Source organism: Streptomyces canarius (assembly GCF_014650735.1).
Taxonomy (GTDB): Bacteria; Actinomycetota; Actinomycetes; order Streptomycetales; family Streptomycetaceae; genus Streptomyces; species Streptomyces olivaceoviridis.
Map to the genome: position 1 here is coordinate 1 of NZ_BMVN01000074.1, position 23,515 is coordinate 23,515.

At 66.7% G+C, this 23,515-nt stretch carries 12 protein-coding genes and 6 pseudogenes; 13 read left to right on the top strand and 5 right to left on the bottom strand.

Annotation, left to right across the window (positions count from 1 at the left end; genetic code table 11):
- A pseudogene (locus IE294_RS48505) lies at positions 1 to 177 on the bottom strand (chloramphenicol phosphotransferase); the annotation flags it as partial.
- Between IE294_RS48505 and IE294_RS42710 the strand changes: the two are divergent.
- The 3 genes and pseudogenes from IE294_RS42710 to IE294_RS42720 form a co-directional block, all read left to right on the top strand.
- A pseudogene (locus IE294_RS42710) lies at positions 127 to 793 on the top strand (IS701 family transposase); the annotation flags it as partial. The pseudogenes IE294_RS48505 and IE294_RS42710 overlap by 51 nt on opposite strands.
- A gap of 137 nt (positions 794 to 930) precedes the next feature.
- On the top strand, positions 931 to 1,494 hold the full coding sequence (locus tag IE294_RS42715) for a DinB family protein (RefSeq protein WP_189894753.1): 564 nt from the start codon (positions 931 to 933) through the stop codon (positions 1,492 to 1,494).
- Between the two features lie 426 nt (positions 1,495 to 1,920).
- Positions 1,921 to 2,901 (top strand): dipeptidase, encoded by a 981-nt coding sequence (locus IE294_RS42720; RefSeq protein ID WP_189894754.1) that lies wholly within the window; start codon positions 1,921 to 1,923, stop codon positions 2,899 to 2,901.
- A gap of 27 nt (positions 2,902 to 2,928) precedes the next feature.
- On the opposite strand, the gene IE294_RS42725 is transcribed toward IE294_RS42720, so the two are convergent.
- Positions 2,929 to 3,372: a DinB family protein gene (locus IE294_RS42725; RefSeq protein WP_229917990.1), complete on the bottom strand. Its 444-nt coding sequence runs from the start codon at positions 3,370 to 3,372 to the stop codon at positions 2,929 to 2,931.
- A 154-nt stretch (positions 3,373 to 3,526) separates the two neighbouring features.
- Positions 3,527 to 3,913: a hypothetical protein gene (locus tag IE294_RS42730; RefSeq protein ID WP_189894755.1), complete on the bottom strand. Its 387-nt coding sequence runs from the start codon at positions 3,911 to 3,913 to the stop codon at positions 3,527 to 3,529.
- Positions 3,914 to 4,660: 747 nt separating this feature from the next.
- Here IE294_RS42730 and IE294_RS42735 point away from each other — a divergent pair.
- The 9 genes and pseudogenes from IE294_RS42735 to IE294_RS42770 all read left to right on the top strand — a co-directional run bounded on the left by IE294_RS42735 (position 4,661) and on the right by IE294_RS42770 (position 20,304).
- On the top strand, positions 4,661 to 8,278 hold the full coding sequence (locus tag IE294_RS42735; RefSeq protein ID WP_189894763.1) for a laminin G domain-containing protein: 3,618 nt from the start codon (positions 4,661 to 4,663) through the stop codon (positions 8,276 to 8,278).
- Between the two features lie 163 nt (positions 8,279 to 8,441).
- Positions 8,442 to 14,990, top strand: coding sequence for an RHS repeat-associated core domain-containing protein (locus IE294_RS42740; protein WP_229917992.1), 6,549 nt, complete (start codon positions 8,442 to 8,444; stop codon positions 14,988 to 14,990).
- Between the two features lie 155 nt (positions 14,991 to 15,145).
- Positions 15,146 to 15,583, top strand: coding sequence for an SMI1/KNR4 family protein (locus IE294_RS42745; RefSeq protein WP_189894756.1), 438 nt, complete (start codon positions 15,146 to 15,148; stop codon positions 15,581 to 15,583).
- 219 nt (positions 15,584 to 15,802) lie between these two features.
- Positions 15,803 to 16,134: pseudogene (locus IE294_RS42750) on the top strand (PIN domain-containing protein).
- 897 nt (positions 16,135 to 17,031) lie between these two features.
- Complete coding sequence (locus IE294_RS42755; RefSeq protein ID WP_189894757.1) at positions 17,032 to 17,442, top strand: VOC family protein; 411 nt, start codon at positions 17,032 to 17,034, stop codon at positions 17,440 to 17,442.
- A 64-nt stretch (positions 17,443 to 17,506) separates the two neighbouring features.
- Positions 17,507 to 18,557 (top strand): annotated as a pseudogene (locus IE294_RS42760) (relaxase domain-containing protein); the annotation flags it as partial.
- Positions 18,554 to 18,897, top strand: a pseudogene (locus tag IE294_RS48510) (hypothetical protein). The pseudogenes IE294_RS42760 and IE294_RS48510, both read left to right, overlap by 4 nt.
- Positions 18,898 to 18,988: 91 nt before the next feature.
- Positions 18,989 to 19,260 (top strand): annotated as a pseudogene (locus tag IE294_RS42765) (hypothetical protein).
- A 564-nt stretch (positions 19,261 to 19,824) separates the two neighbouring features.
- Positions 19,825 to 20,304 (top strand): lamin tail domain-containing protein, encoded by a 480-nt coding sequence (locus IE294_RS42770; RefSeq protein ID WP_189894764.1) that lies wholly within the window; start codon positions 19,825 to 19,827, stop codon positions 20,302 to 20,304.
- 257 nt (positions 20,305 to 20,561) lie between these two features.
- On the opposite strand, the gene IE294_RS42775 is transcribed toward IE294_RS42770, so the two are convergent.
- On the bottom strand, positions 20,562 to 21,011 hold the full coding sequence (locus IE294_RS42775) for a peptidase inhibitor family I36 protein (RefSeq protein WP_189894758.1): 450 nt from the start codon (positions 21,009 to 21,011) through the stop codon (positions 20,562 to 20,564).
- A 474-nt stretch (positions 21,012 to 21,485) separates the two neighbouring features.
- On the bottom strand, positions 21,486 to 21,929 hold the full coding sequence (locus IE294_RS42780; protein ID WP_189894759.1) for a hypothetical protein: 444 nt from the start codon (positions 21,927 to 21,929) through the stop codon (positions 21,486 to 21,488).
- A gap of 383 nt (positions 21,930 to 22,312) precedes the next feature.
- On the opposite strand from IE294_RS42780, the gene IE294_RS42785 reads away from it, so the two are divergent.
- A complete protein-coding gene (locus IE294_RS42785) occupies positions 22,313 to 23,287 on the top strand; it encodes an RICIN domain-containing protein (RefSeq protein ID WP_229917994.1) in 975 nt (324 codons plus the stop codon).
- The last annotated feature ends 228 nt before the right edge of the window (positions 23,288 to 23,515 follow it).

Genomic DNA, 23,515 nt, shown 5'->3' on the forward strand with positions numbered 1-23,515 from the left:
GGCCGCGATCGAGCGGTGGAAGCCCATCCTGGTCCGCCGCAGCGCGGCATCGAGTTCCTCCGCCCCGAGCTCCCGCTTACTGCGCATCGCGTTGAAGCCGTCGACCGTCATGTGGAAGAAGACGCCATCGTCCAGGATGTCCAAAAGTTCCCTGAGCCTCGGCTTCGAGCCCGGCAATTGGTGCTCGGGTTGTTGGCGGACCTGCCGCGCAAGAACTGCTGGACGATCGCCGAGCACACCGGGGACGCCACCCCCGACGGCCTGCAGCACCTGCTCGGCCGCGCCAAATGGGACGCCGACCTCGTCCGGGACGGCCTGCGCGCGTTCGTGCTGGAGCACCTGGCCGACGACCAGGCCGTGCTGGTGATGGACGAGACCGGCGACCTGAAGAAGGGCACCCGCACCGTCGGCGTCCAGCGCCAGTGTGCACCTCCCGCCACGGACACGCCGCCATCGATCGCGCGCTCTACCTGCCCAAGTCCTGGACGAGCGACCCGGACCGCTGCGGCCAGGCCGCCGTCCCCGACGAGGTCGGCTTCGCCACCAAGCCGCAGCTCGCCCGACAGATGATCGAGCGCATCCTGGATGCGGGAGTTGCGGCCGCATGGGCGGCCGGCGACGAGGTCTACGGCGACAACCCGCACCTGCGCGCCGCCCTGGAACAGCGGCAGCTCGGCTACGTGCTCGCGATCTCCAGCACCCACCGCATCCCCACCCCGGCCGGAGGCCAGCGCGCGCCGACCACCTGGCCAAGAAGATCCCCAAGCGGGCCTGGCATAAGCTGTCCGCCGGACGCCGATCGTCGTGCACCGGCCCTCCCCCTCGGGCGGCCGGAGAGTCACCGTGCACCGCCACGGTCAGTACGAGCCGGAGTCTTCCTGCGTCCACCAGGCCGGCACGCTCTGTTCGTCGGGTCTGTAGTGTGCGGCAATGACAAGAAGCGAGCGGCTCGCGGAGCAGTTGGACTGGTACTGGCGCAAGAACCTGCGGCCGCGGCTGGACGGTCTTACCGACGAGGAGTACTTCTGGGAGCCGGTGCGCGGCTGCTGGAGCATCCGCCCACGTGGCACGTCGGCCGCACCGATGTCGGCGGGTTCAGGGGAGTGGACGATGGACTTCGCGTCCCCTGCCCCGGTGCCGGCGCCGGTGACCACGATTGCCTGGCGGCTGGCGCACATCATCGTCTCGTGCCTGGCCTATCGGGTCGAGTGGTATTTCGACGGCCAGGACTTCGACGCCGAGGCGTTCGCCTACGCGGGAACCGCTGACGAGGCGCTGAAACAGCTCGATGAGATGTACGGGAGATGGAACGCGGGGGTCCGCGAACTCTCGGACGCCGACCTAGACAATCCGCCCGCGATGGGTCCCGAGCGTTTTCCCATGGAGAACAGGGTCCTGCACGTCAACAGGGAGCTGATCCATCACGGCGCCGAAATTTCCCTGCTGCGCGACCTCTACCGCTGGCAGGACGGAGCCGCACCGCACCGAATATGAGCCGGCTGCGGTGCAAAGCAGCAGTCGACCAGCCGCCCCCGCCACCCAGACCCCGCCGTTCGAACCCTGAGCTGGGCAAATGCCCAGACGCCGCAGGTGGTCATGTCATGCTCAGCTCAGAAACGGGCACTGATCCGGAGTGGGTGGAGTGGCGCGGTGGCCCCGCTCACGAGTTCAGCTCTGCCTGACGTGGCCAACGAACGCCTGTGTCTATCGCCTTGATCCTGACGCGCAGACGGTGCACCAGGCGCTGTAGGCATACTGCTGGGCATGATGTCCGGCCTGCCTGTCCGTGTGTACGTGTTCTCTGCACTGCTGCTCAAGTCGAATGCGGGATGTCGGCGGTTGTGGTAGAGACATGGCGTGATTGGGCCACGGTCCCCGCTGCCGGGTCTGGAGCCGGTGGGCGCGGGCATGATGCGTACCATGTCGAGCGAATCTGTGGGACCGCGCCGCCTGTCCTTGCTGTGGGAGCAGCACTGCTGCCTGCCGTTGGAGAGGCGCGCGGACATCGGTGAACTGGCCCGCTACCGCAGGCCGGGCGGCAGCGTCGTCTCGGTCAACGTGGGCTATGTTCCCCACAGTGCTGATGATGTCACCGGCCTGATCACAAGCTGGCGGGAGCGGATCATTGCGGATGACCGTTTGCGGCTGGCTGTGAGCGTCGACGACGTCGAAGCCGCTGGGCGTGCGGGGGACGTGGCGGTGGCCTTCGACCTTGAGGATTCAGGGCCGCTGGAAGGGCAGTTGGACCGGGTGCGTCATTTCTACGATCTCGGTGTCCGCACGATGCTGCCGAGCTACAACAACAGCAACGCGGCTGGCGGCGGTTGCCTGGACGAGGTCGACGAGGGCCTTACCGCCTATGGCCGGGCGCTCGTACGGGAGATGAACGCCGTCGGCATGGTGCCAGATGGGTCTCACTGCGGTGTTCGTACCGGGCTGGACATGTGCGAGGTCTCCGAGCAGCCGGTGATCTACAGCCACTCCTGCATGCGCTCGGTGTGGGATCATCCCCGTAACATCACCGACGAGCAGGCTAAGGAGTGCGCCGCCACGGGCGGGGTCATCGGCATTACCGGTGTAGGGATCTTCCTCGGCCCCAACGACGCCACCATCGACACGTTGGTACGGCACATCGATTACGCCGTCGACCTCGTTGGCCCGGAACACGTCGGAGTATCCACCGACTACCCATTCGACCACGAGGACTTCAACGCGATGCTCGAACAGAGCCCGGAGTTGTTCCCCGATTCCTACACCCGCTGGGGTCCGATCAACTTCATGCCACCAGAAGACCTGCTGACCGTAGAAGCCGCGCTTCTCGCCCGGGGATATTCCAACGACGCTGTCGCCGCCATCCTGGGCGGCAACTTCCACCGCGTCGCTGCGCAGGTGTGGCAATAGTCGAACCGTGACCTCAACCGTGGGCGATCACCGTTGAGCGGTGGTGCTCGCCCCGTCGAGTGCTTCCCTGATGATGTCCGCGTGTCCGGCATGCTGGGCTGTCTCCCTGATCAGGTGCAGCAGGATCCGGCGTGCAGACCAGTGGATGGTTTCCGGCGGCGACCACGGAGTCTTGGGAAGGGGCACGCTCCAGTCGAGGTCCGGCAGGGCAGCCACGGACTCCTCAGTCCTGTGAGCGGCGGCGGTGTACTGCTCGAGCAGCCCGGCGAGCGTCTCGCCTCCGACCATGCGGTATTGCTCCAGGTCGAGCATGCCCTCTGGCAGTTCTCCGTAGCCCTCAACCATGATCTGCGTCCACACCTGCTCACCCCGGGTGAGGTGCTTGACAATCCCATCCAGGGTGAGCTCGCTCACGGTCGTGCGCTTGGCGGCCTGGGCGTCGGTGATGTCGCGCGCGGTGATCAGCAGCAACGCCCGCTGTTCCGCGAGTGCTTGCAGCAGCTCACCGCGCTCGCCTGGAAGAAAGGGGGCTGGGCTTGCGACGAAGTGGTCATGGACCGACCGTAGGAGGCATTTAGGTCAGTGGGTGTCCTCACGCCCATCCCCACCAGGCTCAGCGAGTGGTTCAGTCGCCGACGACCTCGCTCGCCGACGCGCGGGCGGCGGCCTCGCCGACGAGGTTCTTGCCGGTGGCGAACGCGGCGACCAGGGCCTGAGGGCCAGGTTGTTGACCGCCCGCGGGTAGCCGCGCGAGGTTGTGTGGACCAAGGAGAGGGCGTCCTCGGTGAACAGCTGGTCCGCGCGCCCGGCGATCTTCAGATGTGGTGTCGGCGATGTGCAGCAGATAGCTGGCGACGTCGCGGACTCCGGCGTGCCAGCCGTCCTCGAAGCGCTGCTCGGACCCGCGCGGGGCGCTGCTCTCGGAGATCCAAGTGTGGGCGCCGGCCACCGCCCCGGCCTCCAGCTTCGACACGATGTCGTCGGCCTGCTCGTGTCTGGCTGCCTGGGTCATCTCAAGAACGGTTGTTTGCGGCTCTCAGGAACGCTTCACAATCACCGACGTCCGGAATGGCGGCGAGAAATAGCAACACCCGCCACGGGAGCGCACGAATGTTGGGGCCGGCGCGACCGGACGGCCAGGACCCTGGCAGTGGTCGCCCTCAGTCAACCGTATGTTTTCGGCCATGTCCGTCAACGCAGGATCGGCGGTGGCAGGCGATGACGTTTGAGTTGTGCGCTGTGAAGGCTGGACCATCAGGCGTGGTGAGCTTCGGCTGACGCATACCGGGCCCGAGGCTAGGGGTGCTGCGGCCTAGCTAGTTGCTCCAGTCGGGTGTTAGTGGCACCGGCGCGGCCGGTGCCACGGGGGCATCAGTTTGGGGGTTTATCGATATGTAGGGGCTGTGTGGCTGGTCTGGATCAAGGTGTGGAGATGCGCCCTGGTTCGGCCCCCGGCTAACCGTGTCGTAGCCGTCTGTGCAGGTCAGGTGCTATTCGGTCAACCTTCTGTGACCTGGCGCTTGGTTGGTTGACTGCTCAGCGTGGCGGTGCATTTACTTTGCGGATCTTTGTGGATCGTGCACCAGGGGTGGGATGCGTGGGCAGGTGGCGGGTGTCTGTGGGGTTTTTGAGGGAGAAGCGAAGATCTCGTGGTGTGCTGTTGGGGGGAGTGGCGGTTTCGCTGATCTTGTCGGCGCTGCCCGTGCTGCCGGCTTCCGCGTCTTCACCGTCCTCGCTGAGCACTGATGCGGGATCCGGGGTGGTCGATGAGGCGACGGCGTCCGCCCAGGCGCAGGCATCCGGTGAGCGGGTGGAGGTGACGGCGGACCGTGGCGAGTACTCCACGACGCAGGCGAACCCGGACGGTTCCTTCACACTCACGCAGTCCACGACACCCCAGCGGGTGAAGGAGAAAGACGGCAGCTGGGGCGCGGTCGATCCCGTACTGGAGCGGCGCACCGACGGGCGGGTCGTTCCGAAGGGCGCGGTGGTGGATCTGTCGTTCTCCGGCGGCGGTGCGGGATCGGACATGATCCGTCTGGGTAAGGACGGACGGTCGCTCACGATGGGCTGGAGCGGTTCACTGCCGGAGCCGACGCTGGACGGTCCGACCGCCACCTATGTGAACGTCTTCGACGGCGTAGATCTGCAGCTGACGGCGACCGCTGAGGGCTACCGGGAGGTCCTGGTCGTCAAGACGGCTCAGGCGGCGCAGAACCCGGCTCTGGAACAGGTGAGGCTCACCGCGTCGGGAGATGGCCTGTCCGTGGTGCCGGGTGCCGGGGGCGGGCTGCGCGCGATCGACGAGGATGGCAACGCTGTCTTCCGCGGCCCCGCGGGGCAGATGTGGGACTCGGCCGGCGACAGCCAACCGGGCACGCAAACCCAGCTGATGCGCACCGGCTCCACCAGCCCTACGAGCGGTCAGGCGGATGACGACCCCTCGCAGCCCGGGGAGGGCGACGCTACCGCGGTGCTGCCGGTGAAGGTCGATGACGGCGCGGTCGCCGTGCACCCCGACCTTGACCTGCTGCGCGGCGATGACACGATCTACCCCGTCTACATCGATCCGCCGGTCGGTTTGGGCGTCTCGGAGCGCACGAAGCTGTCGTCCGACGGTGACAAGTTCTGGATGTTCGACGGTGACAAGGGCGTCGGCAACTGCGGCACCGCGGATGGCTACTACTGCGGTAGCGGCTATGTCGACCGCATGTACTTCGAGTTCGCCCCGACAAAGCTCGCCGGCAAGCAGGTGCTGGACGCCACCTTCAAGGCCCGTGAGACGTGGTCGTTCAACTGTGATCCGCACTGGGTGGACCTGGTGCGCACCGACAACATCTCCGAAGGCACCGTCTGGCCCGGCCCCAAGCAGCTGGACTGGATGGGCGACCGCTACGTTTCCGCCGGCCGGGGGGATTTGTGCAGTCCGGACCAGCCGGACGCGTGGATTGAGTTCAACGACAACCCCGCTGAGACGGACGAGAACCTGACGAGCACGGTCCGCTCGTTCGCGGATGGCAAGTTCAGCCGGCTCACCCTGGAGCTGCGTGCCAAGGACGAGAGTGATCCGCGGGCGTGGAAGCGGTTCGACGACAGCGCCGAACTGCAGGTTGTCTTCGCCTACAAGCCCGGTGTGCCCACCAGTGTCGGTGTCATCCCCGGGAGCGGAACGACGGCGTACTGCAATAAGTCCACCGATCCGCTGACGGTGACCCGTGTGGACCCGATGGCGCAGGCCAGTGTTCAGACGCTGGTCGAAGCGCACGCGGGTGATGAGGAAGGCTCCCTGCAGGCCGAGTACGTGGTCGAGCGCGGTGACGACGCGACCTGGCATCAGGTGTGGACCGGGCATGCGCCGGACACCGGCTGGCATCCCGACGGGACGCTGGAGAAGTTGCGCATGAGCCCCCGGGCCGAGGGGGGCCTGTACCGGTACAAGGCCCGTACGCAGTCGCACTGGTCGTATGACGGCAAGAGCGGCGACCTCTGGTCGCCCTACAGCTCCTGGTGCTACTTCAAGATCGATTCTTCCGCTCCCAAGGCGCCTCGCATCACCGCCGGCTCGCCCTACACCGAGTGCACGGCGAACCTGTGTGAGGGCAAGGGCGGCCCTGGTATCGCCGGATCTTTCACCTTCCAGCCGAACACCGCGGACATCGACGCCACCGGACACACCGACATCACCGCCTATCAGTACAAGCTGCTGAGCACGCAGGCGAAGACGGTCTCCGGGACCACGAAGGCCGAAGTCAAGGACGTCACTCCACCGCTGTCCGGCACGCAAGTACTGTCGGTGGTGGCCAAGGATGTCTACAACCGGTGGGGGGCACCTGCGGAGTTCACCTTCAAGGTGGAACCGGCCGAGGGGGCGGTGGGCCGCTGGCACCTCGACAACGCCCCCGGGTCGGGCATCATGACCGCTGCGGACACCGCCACGGTCGGCACCCGCCACGCCGCGACCTTGGTAGGAGACGCGGGAACCGGCTGGTCGACGCGAGCCCGCCGCGGAGATGCGGACTACTCGCTGCGCTTGAACGACGACACCACCGATCCCGCTCAGCAGACCGGATACGCCGCAACCGGCACCCCTGTGGTCAATACTCGTGACTCTTTCACGGTCTCGGCCTGGGTGCAGCTCACGAACGCCTCCGCGAACCGCGTCGTGCTGTCCGAACCGGGCACGAACGGCTGTGCGTTCACCTTGTACTACTCCGCCTCCTACAAGAAGTGGGTGTTCAACCGCACGGACAAGGACTCGGCCAGCCCCGTCTACATCCGCTCGCTCGCCGATCAGGCCAACCCGCCGCTGAACGTGTGGACCCACGTGGCGGGGGTGTTTAACACGGAAGGTGCGGACGGTCTTCCCGACACCGATCCGACCAACGACACCATCCAGTTGTTCATCAACGGCCAGCCCCAGGGCGAACCGGTCCAGCTGTCCAAAACGGCCTCCACCTACACGCCGTGGACCGCGACCGAGGGTCTGCAGTTCGGCCGCTCCAAGGTCGTCGGCGCATACGGGGAGTACTACTTCGGTCTCCTGGACGAAGTTTCGGTGTGGCAGCGAGCGCTCCGGCCGGAGGAAATAGCCGCCGACGCCCGGATCGAGCAGGACCGAGTACCGGCCAACGAACTGGTCGCGCAGTGGGACGCCACCTCAGCCACGGGCAGCGAGATCCCCGAAGGCACGCCCTACCCCGTGCCGTCGATGAAGCTCTCACCCAGCGGGACGACTCTGAACGAGGACGAGCACGCCCTCCTCCTGGACGGGAAGACCCAGTACGCCTCCTCCACGGGCCCGATGGTCGATGAAACCGGCTCCTTCACGCTCTCCGCGACGGTCCGCCTGAACGCCGAGGCGCTCACCGCAAAGCCAGCCGGCTACCAGGCACAGGTAGCCGCCCAAAGGATGGGCACGGACTCCTCCTGGGCACTGTGGGTAGTGAAACTCGCCGACAACGCCTACCAGTGGAAGTTCACCCGCACCGCGGCCGACTCCACCGGGAAGGTCACGCAGAGCGCGACAGTTTCCGCCAGCGAGTTGGCCGAGACGGACACGTGGGTGCAACTCACTGGCGTCTTCGACGCGCAGGAGCCCTGGGACTGGACGGACCCGTCCGGCGGCACCAGCACCGAGACCCGCTACGGCAATCTCCACCTGTACGTGGGGGGACTGGAGCAGGTCTCCCAGGACGCCGCCACCACCATGTTCAGCTCGCCACAGCAAGGCAGCGGCGAGCTGAGCCTGGGGCGCGGAACCGCTGCCGGTACCACGGGCAACTACCTGCCCGGCGGCCTGCAGGACATGCGGATCTGGACCGGAGCGATGACCTACGACCAGATCCAATCCCAGGTCTTGCACACCCCCGACAGCTGAGCGACCGCCGCCGTCACGGGGCTGTCCGCGCAACGAGCGGGCAGCCCCGTGACGGCCCCTGCCCACAGCGTTGTCTTGTCTCCTTCTTCGCTTTGCCTTCTTCCGTTTTTCACGGCATGCGCCCGTCCCTGTCTGATCGGGCGCCGCGTAGAAAGAACCGATCATGAACTCCTCTGGCATACCCCGGTCCCCTGCGGGCCGTGGAGCCGGGCTCAGACACCGGTGGTCACGGCGCATCGCCGCCACCACCGGCCTGGCTCTCCTGTCCGGCCTGCTGACCCCTGTCGCCTTCGCCGCGGACACCCACCCATTGGGCCGCCCGCACCTGCAACCACCGCACGCCACCAAGGTCAGCCCCTTCACCGCCAAAGTGAACAAGAAGGCGGCCGCCGAGCTGAAGAAGGCCAAAGAGGCCGATCAGGCGGCAGTCGCCAGGGCCCGTCACGACCAGCAACGGACGGTCACCTGGCCGAAGGCCGGCAAGGCGACGCTGACCCTCCCGGACAAAGGCATCGCCAAGGCCGCGCCCGGTTCCCTGCCGGTGACCCTTACCGCCCCCGGTAAGGGCAAACCAGCCAGTTCTGTCCATGTCGAGGTCCTCGATCAGAAGACAGCAACCACCCTCGGGGTCAGAGGAGTGGTACTCAAACTCACCGGCCCCACCACCGGTGGCACTGCCCGGCTCGGCATTGACTACTCGGCCTTCGCCTCCGCCTACGGCGGTGACTGGGCCGGACGCCTCCAGCTCACGCGCCTGCCCGACTGCGCCTTGAAGGACCCGGCCGCAGCGAAATGCCACAAGCGCCTCCCTCTGGATTCGGTGAACAACCGCAAGAGGGACAGCATCTCGGCCCCGGTGAGCCTCACACCGGATGCTCAGCCGATGCTGCTGGCCCTCGCGGCCGGTACGACGTCCGGCTCCGGCAGCTACAAGGCGACGCCATTGTCGGCCTCCTCGACATGGGAGGCCGGCGGTTCTTCCGGCTCGTTCACCTGGTCCTACCCCTTGCGGGTCCCCCCGGCCGCGGCTGGCCCCCAGCCGGACCTGTCCATCTCCTACGACTCCGGCGCGGTTGACGGTCAGACAGCCAACTCCAACAATCAGGGCAGCCAGATCGGCACCGGCTTCGACCTGACCTCCTCCTACATCGAGCGCAAGTACGGATCCTGCGACGACGACGGCCAGGACGGCAAGTACGACCTGTGCTGGAAGTACGACAACGCCTCCCTCGTCCTCAACGGCAAGGCCACCGAGCTGGTCAAGGACGACGAGAAGGGCACGTGGCGGCTCAAGGACGACGACGCCTCCACCGTCACCCACTCCACCGGCGCCGACAACGACGACGAGGGCACGAGCGGCCTCGACGGCCAGGGCGAGTACTGGACGGTCGTCACCGGCGACGGCACGAAGTACGTCTTCGGCCTGAACAAACTCGACGGCGCGGGCACCGACGACCGCACCAACTCCGTCTGGACCGTCCCCGTCTTCGGCGACGACCCCGTCGAACCCGGCTACACCGCCGGTGACACCTTCGCCGAACGCGCCAAGAACCAGGCCTGGCGCTGGAACCTCGACTACGTCGAGGACACCCACGGCAACGCCTCCTCCTACTGGTACACCGCCGAGCACAACAACTACGACAAGCTCGGCGACGACAACACCGGCACTGACTACGTCCGCGGCGGCTACCTGAAGGAGATCCGCTACGGCCAGCGCGCCGGCGCCCTCTTCTCCGCCTCTCCGGCCGCCTCCGACAAGGTCGTCTTCACCTACGACGAACGCTGCCTGGCCTCGGGCACCGGCTGCGACTCACTGACCGAGGACACCCGCGACAACTGGCCGGACGTCCCCTTCGACGCCATCTGCAAGAACGACGACAAGTGCACCGGCAACGTCGGCCCGTCCTTCTTCACCCGCAAGCGGCTGACTACCATCACCACCTCCGCCTGGAACGCGGCTGCCGCCACCCCCGCGTTCGAGCAGGTGGACGTCTGGTCGCTCCAGCAGACCTACCTCGACCCCGGCGACACCGGTGACTCCACCGACCAGTCCCTGTGGCTGGACGAAATTCGGCACACCGGCAAGCGCGGCACCGATCTGGCCCTCGACCCGGTCAAGTTCGACCACGTGATGCTGCCCAACCGCGTTGACGGCCAGGCCGACGACATCCTGCCGCTGAACAAGCCCCGCCTGAAGACCGTCACCTCCGAGGCCGGCGCGGCGACCATCGTCACCTACATGGAAGCCGACTGCACCGCGGCCGGCACCAAGCCCAAGCTCGACGAGAACACCAAGCGCTGCTACCCGGTGTACTGGTCCCCCAACGGCGAGAAGGACCCACAGCTCGACTGGTTCCAGAAATACCCGGTCTCCTCTGTCTCCACAACTGACCCCAAGGGCGGCTCGGTAGCCGTGCAGCACAGCTACCAGTACACCGGCGGCGGCGCGTGGCACTACGACGAGGACCCGATGACGCCCGCCAAGGAGCGCACCTGGTCCATCTGGCGCGGCTACCAGCAGGTCACCCACCTCACCGGCATCTCCACCGGAACCCAGAGCAGACAGACCACCGTCTACCTGCGCGGTATGAACAGCGACCGCGTACTCGGCTCCGACGGCAAGACCCCGGATCCTGACCAGCGCAAGACCGTCACCGTTTCCGGTATCAAGGCCGGCGCCATCACGGACTCCGAACAGTACGCGGGCTTCACCCGCGAGTCCGTCACCTACGACGGTGCAACGGAAGTCGGCGGCACCATCAGCGAGCCCTGGTCGAAGCGGACCGCGACCCAGCACAAGTCCTACGCGGACACCGAGGCGTACTACGTCCGCACCGCCGCCACCCACGCCCGCACCAACATCACCAGCAAGCTCACCCCGTACGACCGGGTCCACACCGTCAAGACGACCTACGACGACTACGGCATGCCGGAAACCGTCGAGGACGAGGGCGACGACGCGGTCACGGGTGACGAGAAGTGCACCCGCACCTGGTACGCCCGCAACGACGACAAGGGCATCAACTCCCTCGCCTCCCGCACCCGCACCGTCGCCGCGACGTGTGCCACCGCGGACACCGCACTCGACCTGCCCACCGACTCGACGCGGTCCGGCGACGTCATCTCCGATACCGCCGTGGTCTACGACGACACCGCGGCGACTACCTGGGGGGCGTCCCAGAAGCCGACCATGGGCGACACCACTTGGGCAGGACGCGCCAAGGGCTACGGCACCGACGACACCCCCGTCTGGCAGAAGGTGGCCAAGACCACCTACGACACCCTCGGACGCCCCAAGACCGTCACCGACACCAACGATGCACCAGTCTCCACGACCACCTACACGCCAGTGGACAGCGGCCCGTTGACGTCAACGACAGTCGAGGACGCCAAGACGTACAAGACCACCACGAACCTGGACTTCGCCACCGGCGCGACACTGAAGGTCACCGACCCGAACAACAACGTCACCGAGAGCGAATACGACAGCCTCGGCCGCATCACCAAACTCTGGCTGCCCAACCAACTCAGACTCCTGAGCAAGATTCCGAACTACGTCTACGACTACCACGTCACCAGTTCGGCAATGTCCTGGGTCTCCACCGGAAGCCTCAGCAGCAACGGCTCCGGCTACAACACCACCTACGAGTTCTACGACTCCCTGCTCCGCTCCCGCCAGGTCCAGACGCCGACCCCCCAGGGCGGCCGGCTCATCTCCCTGACCGAGTACGACACACGCGGCCTCGCCGTCAGCCAGCACGCCGACATCTGGGACAACACCTCACTGCCCAACTCCACGCCGCAGGAGATCTCCGGCGGCCAGGCTCCGATCCAGACGGACACCACCTACGACGGAGCGGAACGGCCGAAGAGGGCGGTGACCAAGGTCCACGGCGTCACCCGCTGGACGACCGACACCACCTACACCGGCGACACCATCGCCACCACCGCCCCAGCCGGCGGCCAGGCCACCGCCGTGGTCACCAACGCACTCGGCCAGACCACCCAGCGCCGCGAGTACGCCGGCCCCGCACCCACCGGCACCGACTTCACCACCACCGACTACACCTACACCCCCGCAGGCCAGCAGAAGACGATCACCGGCCCCGACCAGACCAAGTGGTCCTACACCTACGACCTCTTCGGACGCCAGGTCACCGCGACCGACCCCGACAAGGGCAAGAGCACAATGGCGTACAACGACCTCGACCAGGTCGTCAGCACCACGCCCAACGACGACGCGTCGAAGAAACTGCTGTACGAGTACGACGTACTGGGCCGCAAGACGGGCATGTGGCAGACGGACAAGTCCGACGCCAACAAGCTCGCCGCCTGGAGCTTCGACCAGCTGAGGAAGGGCCAGCTGGACACCGCCACCCGCTACGACGGCGGCGCCATCTCGACCGGCAGGGCGTACACCGAAAAGGTCACCGGCTACGACGCGATGTACCACGTCACCGGTAGCGACCTGCTCCTGTCCGACACCGAGCCCCTCGTCAAGGACGGCTATGTAGCTAACAAGCTGTCCTTCACCACGGGCTACAACCTGGACGGCTCAGTCAGCCAGTACTCCGCCCCGGCTATCGGCGGCCTGCCCTCCGAAGGCGTCTCCTACAAATTCAACGCCCTCGGCCAGCAGACCAGCGCGACCGGCACGACCGGCTACTTGCTGGCCGCTTCCTTCACACCGCAAGGCGACCTGAAACAGCTTGCCCTGGGCAAGGACGCCACGGACACCGCCAAGAAGGCCTACCTCAACTACGACTACGAGGAAGGCACCCGCCGCCTCACCCGCTCCTACGTCACCGACGACGTACACGGCTACATGCCACAGGAGCTGAAGTTCACCCAGGACGACGCCGGCAACGTCACCTCCATATTCGACGCCACCACCCAGGGCGGCACGACCAAGCCCGACTACCAGTGCTTCGCCTACGACGGCAACCGCCGCATGACCGAAGCCTGGACCCCGAAGACCGCAGACTGCGCCACATCCGGCCGCACGACCACCAACATCGACGGCGCAGCCCCCTACTGGACCTCTTACACCTACACCACCGCCGGACAGCGCAAAACCGAAACCCAGCACACCACCACCGGCGACAAAGCCACCACATACACCTACAACGACACCACCAAGGACAACAAACCACACACCCTCGACAACATCGCAGGCGCCCGCACCGGCACCTACACCTACGACAACAGCGGCAACACCATCTCCCGCCCCGGCCCCACAGCCCAGCAGACGCTGACCTGGAACACCGAAGGCGACCTGACCAAACTCACCGAGAGCACGAAGGAGACCGGCTACCTCTACGACGCCAACGGCGAGCTACTGATCCGCCGCGCCAAGGGAGACGGCGAAACCATCCTCTACCTCGGCGCCGGCACAGAACTCCACCTCACCGTCAAGGGCACCACGAAGACCCTCTCGGGCACCCGCTACTACACAGCGAACGGCCAGACCATCGCCGTCCGCACCGCCACCTCCGGCGTCTCCGGCACCAAACTCAGCTTCCTGGCCGCCGACCACCACGGCACCTCCAGCATCGCCCTCGACTCCACCACCTACGCGGTCACCAAGCGCTACACCACCCCCTTCGGCGCCCCCCGCGGAACCAAGCCCACATCCTGGCCCGACGACAAGGCCTTCCTCGGAAAACCCGCCGACGACGCAACCGGCCTCACCCACGTCGGCGCACGCGAATACGACCCCAGCACGGCCCAGTTCATCAGTGTCGACCCGGTCCTCGCTCCAGACCAACACCAGTCCCTGAACGGGTATAGCTACGCCGGAAACTCACCGATTACGCAGTCGGACCCATCCGGCCTGTGTTTTGGCGACGCGTGCGGAGTGGGGGTACCCAAGGGCCGCGTCGTTTTCGACGACGACAAGCCCGGTGAAATCATCACAGACGGCCCAGTCGACCCAGGAAATTCGGACGCTGGGTACTGTCACCACGGGTCATGCGGCCGCACCCACTACAACAACAGCGGAACCGCTAGTACAGGCAGCAGCGGGAGTGTCCTCCATACCACCGACTCCGGGACTGGCGCAGTAGCTGGGCCATCCGACAGTGATCAAAACACTGGCGGTGGGATGACGGGCGCTGGGCATGGCGGCGGGGACCTGGTGGGGAATACAGTGCTGGGCCTGGTCGCTAACGCCCCATACCTTGCCGAATATTTGAACGTATTCGACAGCGATTGTTGGCATGGTGGTCCAGGGGCGCCTGGTTGTGATTACGGTGAGCAGTTTGACCGATGGGCGGAGAAAAAAGGCTATAACCCGTCTGGGGACGCTTATCAGGTTCCCAGTGTGCTTGCTGCAATCTTCCTGCACAACGAGAATGGAGGCATCCCACGTCGTAAGCCAGCATCTCTAGGGACTAGTGTCCGTAGTAATTACAGGGCGACCTTCTTTAAGGCGTACCCGAACCTGAAAGGGAAGGTGTGGGTCCATCATGCCGTCGAACGACAGGTTCTGAAGGAGTATCCCGGGCTTTTCACTAGCAATGAGCTCAACTCCCTCGAAAATCTCAGAGGCGTACCCAATGCGGTGAATCGGGACCTGCATCTGAGTAGGATACGGATCCTTTGGAACGGCTTCTATAAGACGCACCCCAATCCGACTCGTCAAGACGTGCTCGATTATGCTACGTTTATTGATGATTTCGTAGGGGGTGAGTTCACGCCGCGCGTGCGCTGAAAAACTCGCACGCAGGAGGTAGGATTAGCATGCAGTGACTGCTCTGGATCGCTGCGCTATGTCCAACTTCTGTAAGTGTAGTATGGGGCGGCAGTCTCTACTTACCGAGCTGCCGCCCTTCATGTTCGCTTTCCCTGAAAATAAGGATGTAACCGATGTGGATTGAACTTATCACTTCTCTCTCGGGAGAAGTGGGCCTTACGGATCCAGTCGATGAGGATGAACTCGTATCGGCCGAGTTGGCCCTCGGGTTGGAAATTCCTGAAGATCTTAAATCGTTCCTGCGTGAATCCAATGGTGCAACTGATGAATTCGGGTGTGGTTTCGTGTGGTCTGCCGCAGACATCGTTTCGCGTAATCGCGAGATGAAGGAAACTGCAGATTTCAGGAGTCTCTACATGCCGTTCGACTCCTTGTTGTTCATCGGCGATAGCGGCGGTGGTGATCTGTTTGCATTTGTTGTCGAACCGCCGAGGTATGACATCTTTGTCTGGCAGCATGAGTCGGATAACCGTCGATGGGTTGCTAGGAACTTGCGAGACTATGTTCGCCGGTATCTTGCTGCTGGAGGAGAGGATTGGTATGAATCGTAAAGCACACGCGTGGCGGCTTTCTTATAAGAGCGTATCTGATCTCTAGTAGGACTCCATAGGTCTGTCTTGATCTTGGTGTTGTGTGTGTTCTGCTGGGCAGGGGTTGGTCAGGCGCATCCGTCACGCCAGCAGTGCGTGAGTTCCGGACCGGAGACAGTTGATGATCACACCGTCGAGAGATGTTCGCGAGTTTTGCACATCGTCTTGAACGACACCGCGATGGCCGCGTCCGGCCAGGGCAACGTTCTCGCTTCCCGTCTCATCCACCGCGCCCACGTCCAGGCCGGTTGGTACCTGTACGCCCCGGCGTGCGCGCTCGTGGAAGCCGACCGGGCACGGCGGAACACCTGGCCGTGCTGCCGGGCATCACCGTGCTCGACCTCGACCTGCCGGCCACGCTGGCCGTGGCCCGGCAGGACACCTGGGCGGCGGCACACTGCCAGTACGCAGCCCAACCGACTCCCGACCGCCCCGACGGAGCGATCATCGCCACCACCGCTCCGGAGCGGTGGACCGGTGAGCCGGTCCGCGTGCTCGACCTGAGGCCCTGACCGAGGCTGGCTCGATGCAGGGCCGGCCCGGAACCGGAGTGCGGCCTTCGCTGCTACGACGCCCTGAGCGATGCCCCCGGCGGCCGAGCCCGGCAGCATCACCGTGCTTGGGGCCGACCAGTGAGGTCTCTTACCCGCCCTGAAGGGTCCTTTCGGCGGCTCGGGGCCGCCCGCCGGTCGCGGGCAAGCGCGGCCCCGAGTGCGGCCTCTCGGCCGTTTCGAATGGGGATGCTGCCGCCTGCTCGTCACCGTAGGCGCGGAACGGGGAGGGCCACATGTCTGCACCGGACCGGTCCCCAGGACTTCCCGCGCCGCAGTGAGGCCGGTCCCCGTGGCGTTCCTCGGCATCTGGCCCTGGCTTGGCGTGGTGCACGTGCCGGCCCGTGCGGGCGGGCAGGGTGAACTCGGCACAATTTTCCAGGACTTGCCAGTGCTCAGGTGGTGCCGCCGTGGCGTGGGGGAGGGGATGGCGCGGGGCTGGACACCCGCACTGCACTGGGCGGCGACATGGACGGTGCGCGGGGACAGTGGCTTCGGCGGGCGGCCGGCGTCGCTGGACGCGGTGTTCGACGGGCGGAGTCCGTCGGCGGTTACGCGGTGCTGGGCTGGAACACCGGCTGGGGCGGCGTCGCGCTGGTGCACTCGCTGTTCGACGGGACACCGGCTGCGAGGTAGTCGTCCGTGTCTTACGTGAACGCTACGGCGGGTGCTTTGCCGGGCGGTACGCGTGCGCGGCGGTGGGCGCAGACCGGCACGCAGGTGACACAGCCGTACGTGTCCCGGCTCCCGGCCTGCGACCTACTAGGACCTGTGGTCCAGGGCCATCGACCGATGGCCGCGCGAGAGCCTGATACCTAGGCTGCTGAGCAGGAATCGGCAGCTCAGGAAGAGGTCACGATGCCCGTCAACGGTCGTAGTCACATCCGCGTCGCCCGGCCCTCCCGGGACCTGGCGGTGGCCGAGCGGTTCTGGGTGCGGGGGCTGGGACTCGGTGTGGTGTGGCGGGCCGAGGGCGGGCCGGAACCTGGTGGGCACGATCTGCTGATGGTGGGCTGGCCGGATGCCGACTGGCATCTGGAGCTGGTCCACGAGTCCGCCCGGCCCGTCGAGCCCCGGCCCACCGAGGAGGACCTGCTGGTGGTTTACGTCGACGGCCCGGTGCCCGATGACCTGGTCACCCGTCTGGAGGATTACGGCGGCAAGCGGGTGCCGTCGCCGAACCCGTACTGGAATCGGTGGGGCGTCACGATCGAGGACCCGGACGGCTACCGGCTCGTGCTCTGCGAGCGGGGCTGGTCGAACGCGTAGCGGCAGGTGCTTGCTGGGCGCCCTGTCCCTCGCTCGTGCTGTGATCGCATAGGTTCGCCTGGTCGTTTACACCCTCTACTTCATGGAGGAGGTGACCGCGAGGCTCGGGTGGGCGTGGGACCGCGTGAGGTGACGCTCGGCCGTCGGCCGGAGATCGCGGGCATCGACCAGAGGCTCATCTGCTGGCGGTCGACCCGCCGCCAGCAGATCGGGGACGCGCTGCCCGTCCTGACGGCCAAGTACGGGCATGCGCCGGGGGAGCGGGCCTTCTACGTGCTGGCCTGCCAGGCGGCCGATCAGGCCCGCCCGCCCAAGCGCACAGAGATGCGGTCGCTGACCGAGTTGCGCGAGCGGTGGCGCAACTCGGCGATCCCAGCCTATGGTGCCGACGTCGTGGACCGGCTGGCGGAGCGGGCGCGGGCGGCGGCTGCAGCGGTGTGGGCGCGGGTGCGGCTGGTGCTCGACACCCTGGCGGCCGTCGACGTCGTCGCCGTGGTGTACGTGATGCGCGGCGCCTTCAAGCGCCACCACCTGCTCGCCGAAACCCGTCGCTATCTCTCCTACGTCCTGCGCGGCCAGCCTCATCCGGTGGGCTTGGACGAACAGATCGTGCAGACGGTCGTCGACGACTACACCCGGCCGGCCGGTGGATGATGACCGCCGATCTGCGCGCCCTGTACCCGCGCGACACCGAGGACCAGGCCGTGCTGCGCCCGCTGACCCGGAAACGGGCCACCTCTCCGTACGAGCGGGCCCGCCTCGCCGCCTACGCGCTGAGGGTCCGGGCTCAGGCCGTGCGTCGCGCGGACCGCTTGGGCTCCCGCGCCCGGCCGCGCACCGTAGCCGTGCCCACCGCTTCGAGGGTCGCGCCCGCGGCCGTTCCACACCGGCCGGAAGGCCGACCACGTTCCAGAGCGGACGACCGACGTCGACACGGTGGAGCAGACCCGCCGGACGCTCGCCGAGGCCACCCTCGCCAGGGTCCACGAAGGTGCCCGGGAGCGTGCCCTCGCTCACGGTCCCCGACGGCAGCCCGCATCGGCGACGGCCCCGCCGCACACCCAGCAGCCCCGCACCCAGCACACACCTGCCGCACCACAGAAGGAGTCGCGTGAGCACCCCGGAAGAACAACCCAGCCTTGACGAAGCCCTCGCCCGCGCCCACGCCGCCCGAGCAAGGATGGCCGCCGCGCTCGACGAGGACCAAGAGCCCGAACCTGATGAGCCCTTGGGGTGGCAGCCGGTCTGGAAGCGGCCCCGGAAACCGAAGTCGAAGGCGGCGAAGAAGGCGGAGATGCGCAAGCAGCGGCGGCGGCTCCAGAACGCGGACGCCGCCGCCTTGCCGCCGTGCAGTCGCGCCGGCCCCGCTCCCGGCAGAACCGGATCGGTAACGCGGCCGCGCGCCGCGATGCCCGTGCTCTGTCCCGGGTGCGGCACTCCACCGCGTGGCTGTGATGACGATGCGACGCATACGACCTGCCGCGGACCCTCGGGCCCGTCGCTGCCGGCGGCAGCATTGTCAGTGGCGGCTGGAAGGCTGAACGGTATGAACAGCGACGACGAGCAGCTACTGCGCGGCCGGGTCTATGGAGCAGACGCCGACCACCCGGGACCGCTGGCGGACCGGAGCTACGTCGAACTGGTCGGCGGCTCGCTGGCCGGGTTGCTGCTGGATATCACCGGCTGGACGCAGGATGAGATCGGTACCGGTGTTTGCCTGCTGACGCACCTCGGACAGTTTGGGCCGGGGGCCGGGCGCTGTACGACCCCCGCCCGGGCGACCGTGGCCGCTTCGACTGGTCCGGCGACAGCCCCTGACCCGGTCGCTGGCCCGTCCAGGACTGCCAAAGGGCCCGACGTCGCCGGAGAGACCGAGCTCCGGGTGGGAAGGCCGACGACTGGGGCGCGCGGACGATGACAGCCCGCAGCGGTCCCAGTCGCATTACGGAAGTGGCGAGTCGCCGGCGCATCCAACGGCCAGCCCCATCCAGCCAAATTGGCGGGCCGGGCTGTTACTCACTTTCGAGTGAGTGCGCTCGTCACGGCGGGGTGGCGCAGTCCGGCGATGGGTTGCTTGAGGCCAGTAGTTCCTAGGGTCCGGGATCCAATGTCTCGTCAATATCCCCCATTTGCCGAATTGATGGTCATTACAGGTGAGCGTCACAGAAATCTGTTCAATCCGTAACGGAGACTCGCAATTCCCTCACAGGCCGAGGCGCGGGCTGGAAGGTGTGGATGCGCGGCCGACCGGCTGCGCACCAGCACAACGCACCCGGCTGGGCTGCGGTCTCGATACTGCGGGTTCGGCTGGGGGAGCGCACCTGAAGGGGGACCTCTGTGTCCGTTTCTTCTTCCGTCCGTCGTCTGACCGCCATCACCGGCATGGCCGCTGCGGTGGTGGGCGTGGTGGCGCTGCCGGCCTCGGCCGACGACCACCACCACGGCCGCCATCACCGTCCGGTCGTGTACATCAGCGACGTGCAGTACGACTCCCCGGGCCGGGACGACCGTTCCAACCGCTCGCTGAACGCCGAGTGGGTGGAGATCACCAATGACTCCCGGCGGGCGGTGAACCTGGACGGCTGGACCCTCTCCGACGAGGACGGCCACACCTACACCTTCGACCACTACCGTCTGAACGGCCGCGCCACCGTTCGCGTCCACACCGGGATCGGCCGCGACACCAGGACGGATCTGTACCAGGACCGGCGGGCGTACGTGTGGGACAACCGCTCCGACACCGCGACTCTGCGCAATCACCGCGACCGGTTCGTCGGCGAGGCATCCTGGGGCCACCACCGCGACCACCGCGACGACGACTGCCGTCACGGCGGTGACCACCGCGATGGGGACCGCCACTGACCCCTACAGCTGCCGGTAGGTGACAACGGCCTGCGAGCCGTAGTCCGAAGGTGGGCCGCCCGTGCGGGGCGGCCCACCTTCCCTGGGCACAGGCCACTCCGGGAAGCGGTCGGGCAGAGCGCATCGGAGGGGCGTGATGGCCGGCTCCGCAACGCAGCGGCTGGCCCGCGGACCAGGCGGTTGCCCTGGCGCAGGCCGGGGGCGAGTCTCAGGGCCTGCCTGCGGGCGGCCGGGAGGCTTCTGGGCCTCTCCGAGCGTTACGAGGCGCCGCAGGGGGTGTCGTTGTTGCGGAGGCTGTGTGTGGTGTCGTTGAGCTGGTAGGAACGCAGGTCGCTGATGGTGCCGCCGTCCCGTCCGACGCAGACGTGCCGGCCGAAGTAGTTGTCCTTCTGGTAGACGCGTGCGGTGCGGCTGCTGTTGTTGATGATGGAGCTGCCCTTGCCGCGGATGTAGTCGGGCAGGTGCCGCACCGAGCCGTCGACGGCGCGTTTGACGTAGGGCTGGCCGTTGAAGTGGATGTCGGGGTAGATGCAGACGAACCCGCGCGGGCATGCGATCTGGTCCCGGGCCACGGCGGGTGCGCCCGCGGTGGGTGTGGCGTGGGCGGGCGCGAGGCCGGTCAGTGATGCGGCCAGGACGGCCGGGATGGCGGCGGCGAGCAGCATGGCCCTGCCGGTGCGGGGCCGTTGTGTAGGCAGAAGTCTCATGGCATCGGCCTGTCCTGGCGGAACGGTTCGCCATTCCGCTGCACGCCGATGTTCATTCAGATGAGCGAGTCCGCGCCGGCCAGCTCTCGACGGCGCCTGAATCTCCCACAGTCGCGCAGGCTCGTACCGTGGCGTCTTCCGAGAGAACCTGGCGACATACACGCCATGTCCGGCGGTCGGCGCGGTAGTCGGACCAGCTGTCGCCCGCGAGTCGTGCCCAGCGGGCGACGGTGAAGAGCTGATGCCGACGAGGTCGAGGTCTGAAGACCAGCCGCCCGGCCTCCCACACGGCGGGCTCCCGCCCCGGGACCCGGAGCAGGAGCTCTCGCCTATCTGAGCGAACTAGAAAAGCGCACGCCACCCGAACGCTCGTCGTCGGCAGCGAGTCGCCGGTACATTGTCACGCACTTCGGCGATGCCATGACTAGTCCATGCGCGGACCTTCGAGCCGGATGGTCAAGCGACCCTGCGCTCCTATACGCCGAACCAGCCCGAGCAGTTGCTGCTGACGCCACCGTTGCACACCTTGAACCGCGCGTTGAATCCGGAAGCATTGGTGGCGAAGTAGATGGGAGCTGGCGGCCCGTTGTAGCCGTTGCTGTTCCGTGCCGCCTCCGTGGTCGGCCCCCAGGTGCCGGAGGGCGTGAGTGCCTGTACGTAGAGTCGCGGACCAAGTCCGTCCTTGGCGTAGTCGTGCAAGTAGCCGTCGATGACGATTCCTTCGGAATTTTCGCCAGTACCTACGACGCAATCGACGTCGAATTCGGCATAGGCGCCCCCGTCTGAGGACCAGTCACCGGTACTGCCGCAGTACGAAGCCGCTGAGGACTCCTGGGCTTGGGCAGGCACAATGGCGATACCGAGCGCCATAACGGCACCAGCAACACCCGTGACCACCGAAATCCTGCTTACTTTCACGATTTCTTCCTCTCTTCAGGAGACGGATCCTGTGCTTTCCGCACGGCCTTATCCACCTCGCCGGACAGGTCAAGCCGTGGCCGCTGGCGGGTTGGGGGCAGAGGATCTTCTTCCCTTGCCAGCCCTTGTTTCAGCGGTCGCCATACCCGCTGCCGGATCACCGCCGCGTCGCCGTGTCTTGCCGGGCCTTCACAAGGGTTCGCCCGGCTGGGCACAACAAAGGCTGCCCAGCGTCGTCGGGCCGGGGCAAGGTCAACCATCTGTCCCGGACAGATGTGGACTGTCCGGGCTGGTCAAAGGCTTGTCCGGATCGTGTCCGGCAGATGCGGCCCTGGCGGAAACCGTCGTTGCGTCGGTTCCAGCACAGCGACAGGATGACGCTCATGACGAGCCAGAGGGAAGTGTCGCCGCATACGGCCCGAGATGCCGCCGGTTTCGTCGAGGCGATGAAGCAGCTCAAGGATCAAACGGGGCTGACATATCGCCAGCTGGAAGAGCAGGCGGCCCGCAATGGCGATGTACTGGCACGCAGCACGCTGGCGGACATCCTTCGACGGTCAAGCCTGCCGCGGCCCGATGTACTGGCCGCGTTCGTCCGAGCGTGCGGGGAGGGACAGCACGTCGGCTCCTGGTTGGACGCCCGGGAGCGCATCGCCGTGATATCCCCGGCAGCGTCCGGCACAAAGCCAGGGGCCAGTGGCGAGAGCGAGGGCGATGCGGGGATCGGCGCTCTACCGGAAACCGAAGAACCCACGACATCGCGGCAGGGCCAGCGCAAGGGCCGCACGCTCGCAGTCGCGTCCGTGCTCGTGATCCCCCTACTCGGTGCGGCCACCTGGGGGTTACTCTCCCGCTCCTCCCACGACTCCGGCGATCCAAGCGCACTGGCCAGGACTCCTGCCGACGGCTGGGTCACTATCCGCCCCGCCCGCAATCCCGACCTCTGCCTGACAGACGGACGCGACCGCGGTGGCGCCTACGCCAGCGCCGTCGCCGTCCAGCTCGCCTGCGCTCATGCCACCGTGCCGCGCACCTACCTGGAACCGGCCGGCGGAGGCATGTACCGCATTCAGTGGCACCACCCCCAGGAAGGCAAGGGGTGCTTGACCGTCATGTCCACCGGCCCGGTCAAAGGCATGCTCGAACCCCGCAACGACTGCACGCACGCGACCCTGTTTCGCCTGGAACCCGCGGCTAACGAAAGCGCTGGGGTTTTCCGGCTTCGCCCGTCCACCAGCGGCCGGTGCATAGGCATCGTCCACGGCGACACTGCTGAGGGAGCCGAAGCGGTCGAAGAACGATGCACCCGCGCAGCCGACCAGCAGTTCCTTGTTCGAACCAGTGGAGACGCCCAATGAAGCCCTTCCAGCGGTGAGGTGAATACCGCCAGCCGCAAGACACTGCTCGTCTTCATCCGCGACGACGAAGGCACCGTCGTCGCCCGCGCCCTCGGACCGGACGGCACCGCGCGGTTCTTCAACCGCGGCCTCACCCCGCGCCCGGAACACCGCGCCCGGCTGAGCGAGCAGCTCCTGGATCGCGACGGCGGTTGCGTCATCGGTGGCCGCGACCTCCACCACCGCCAG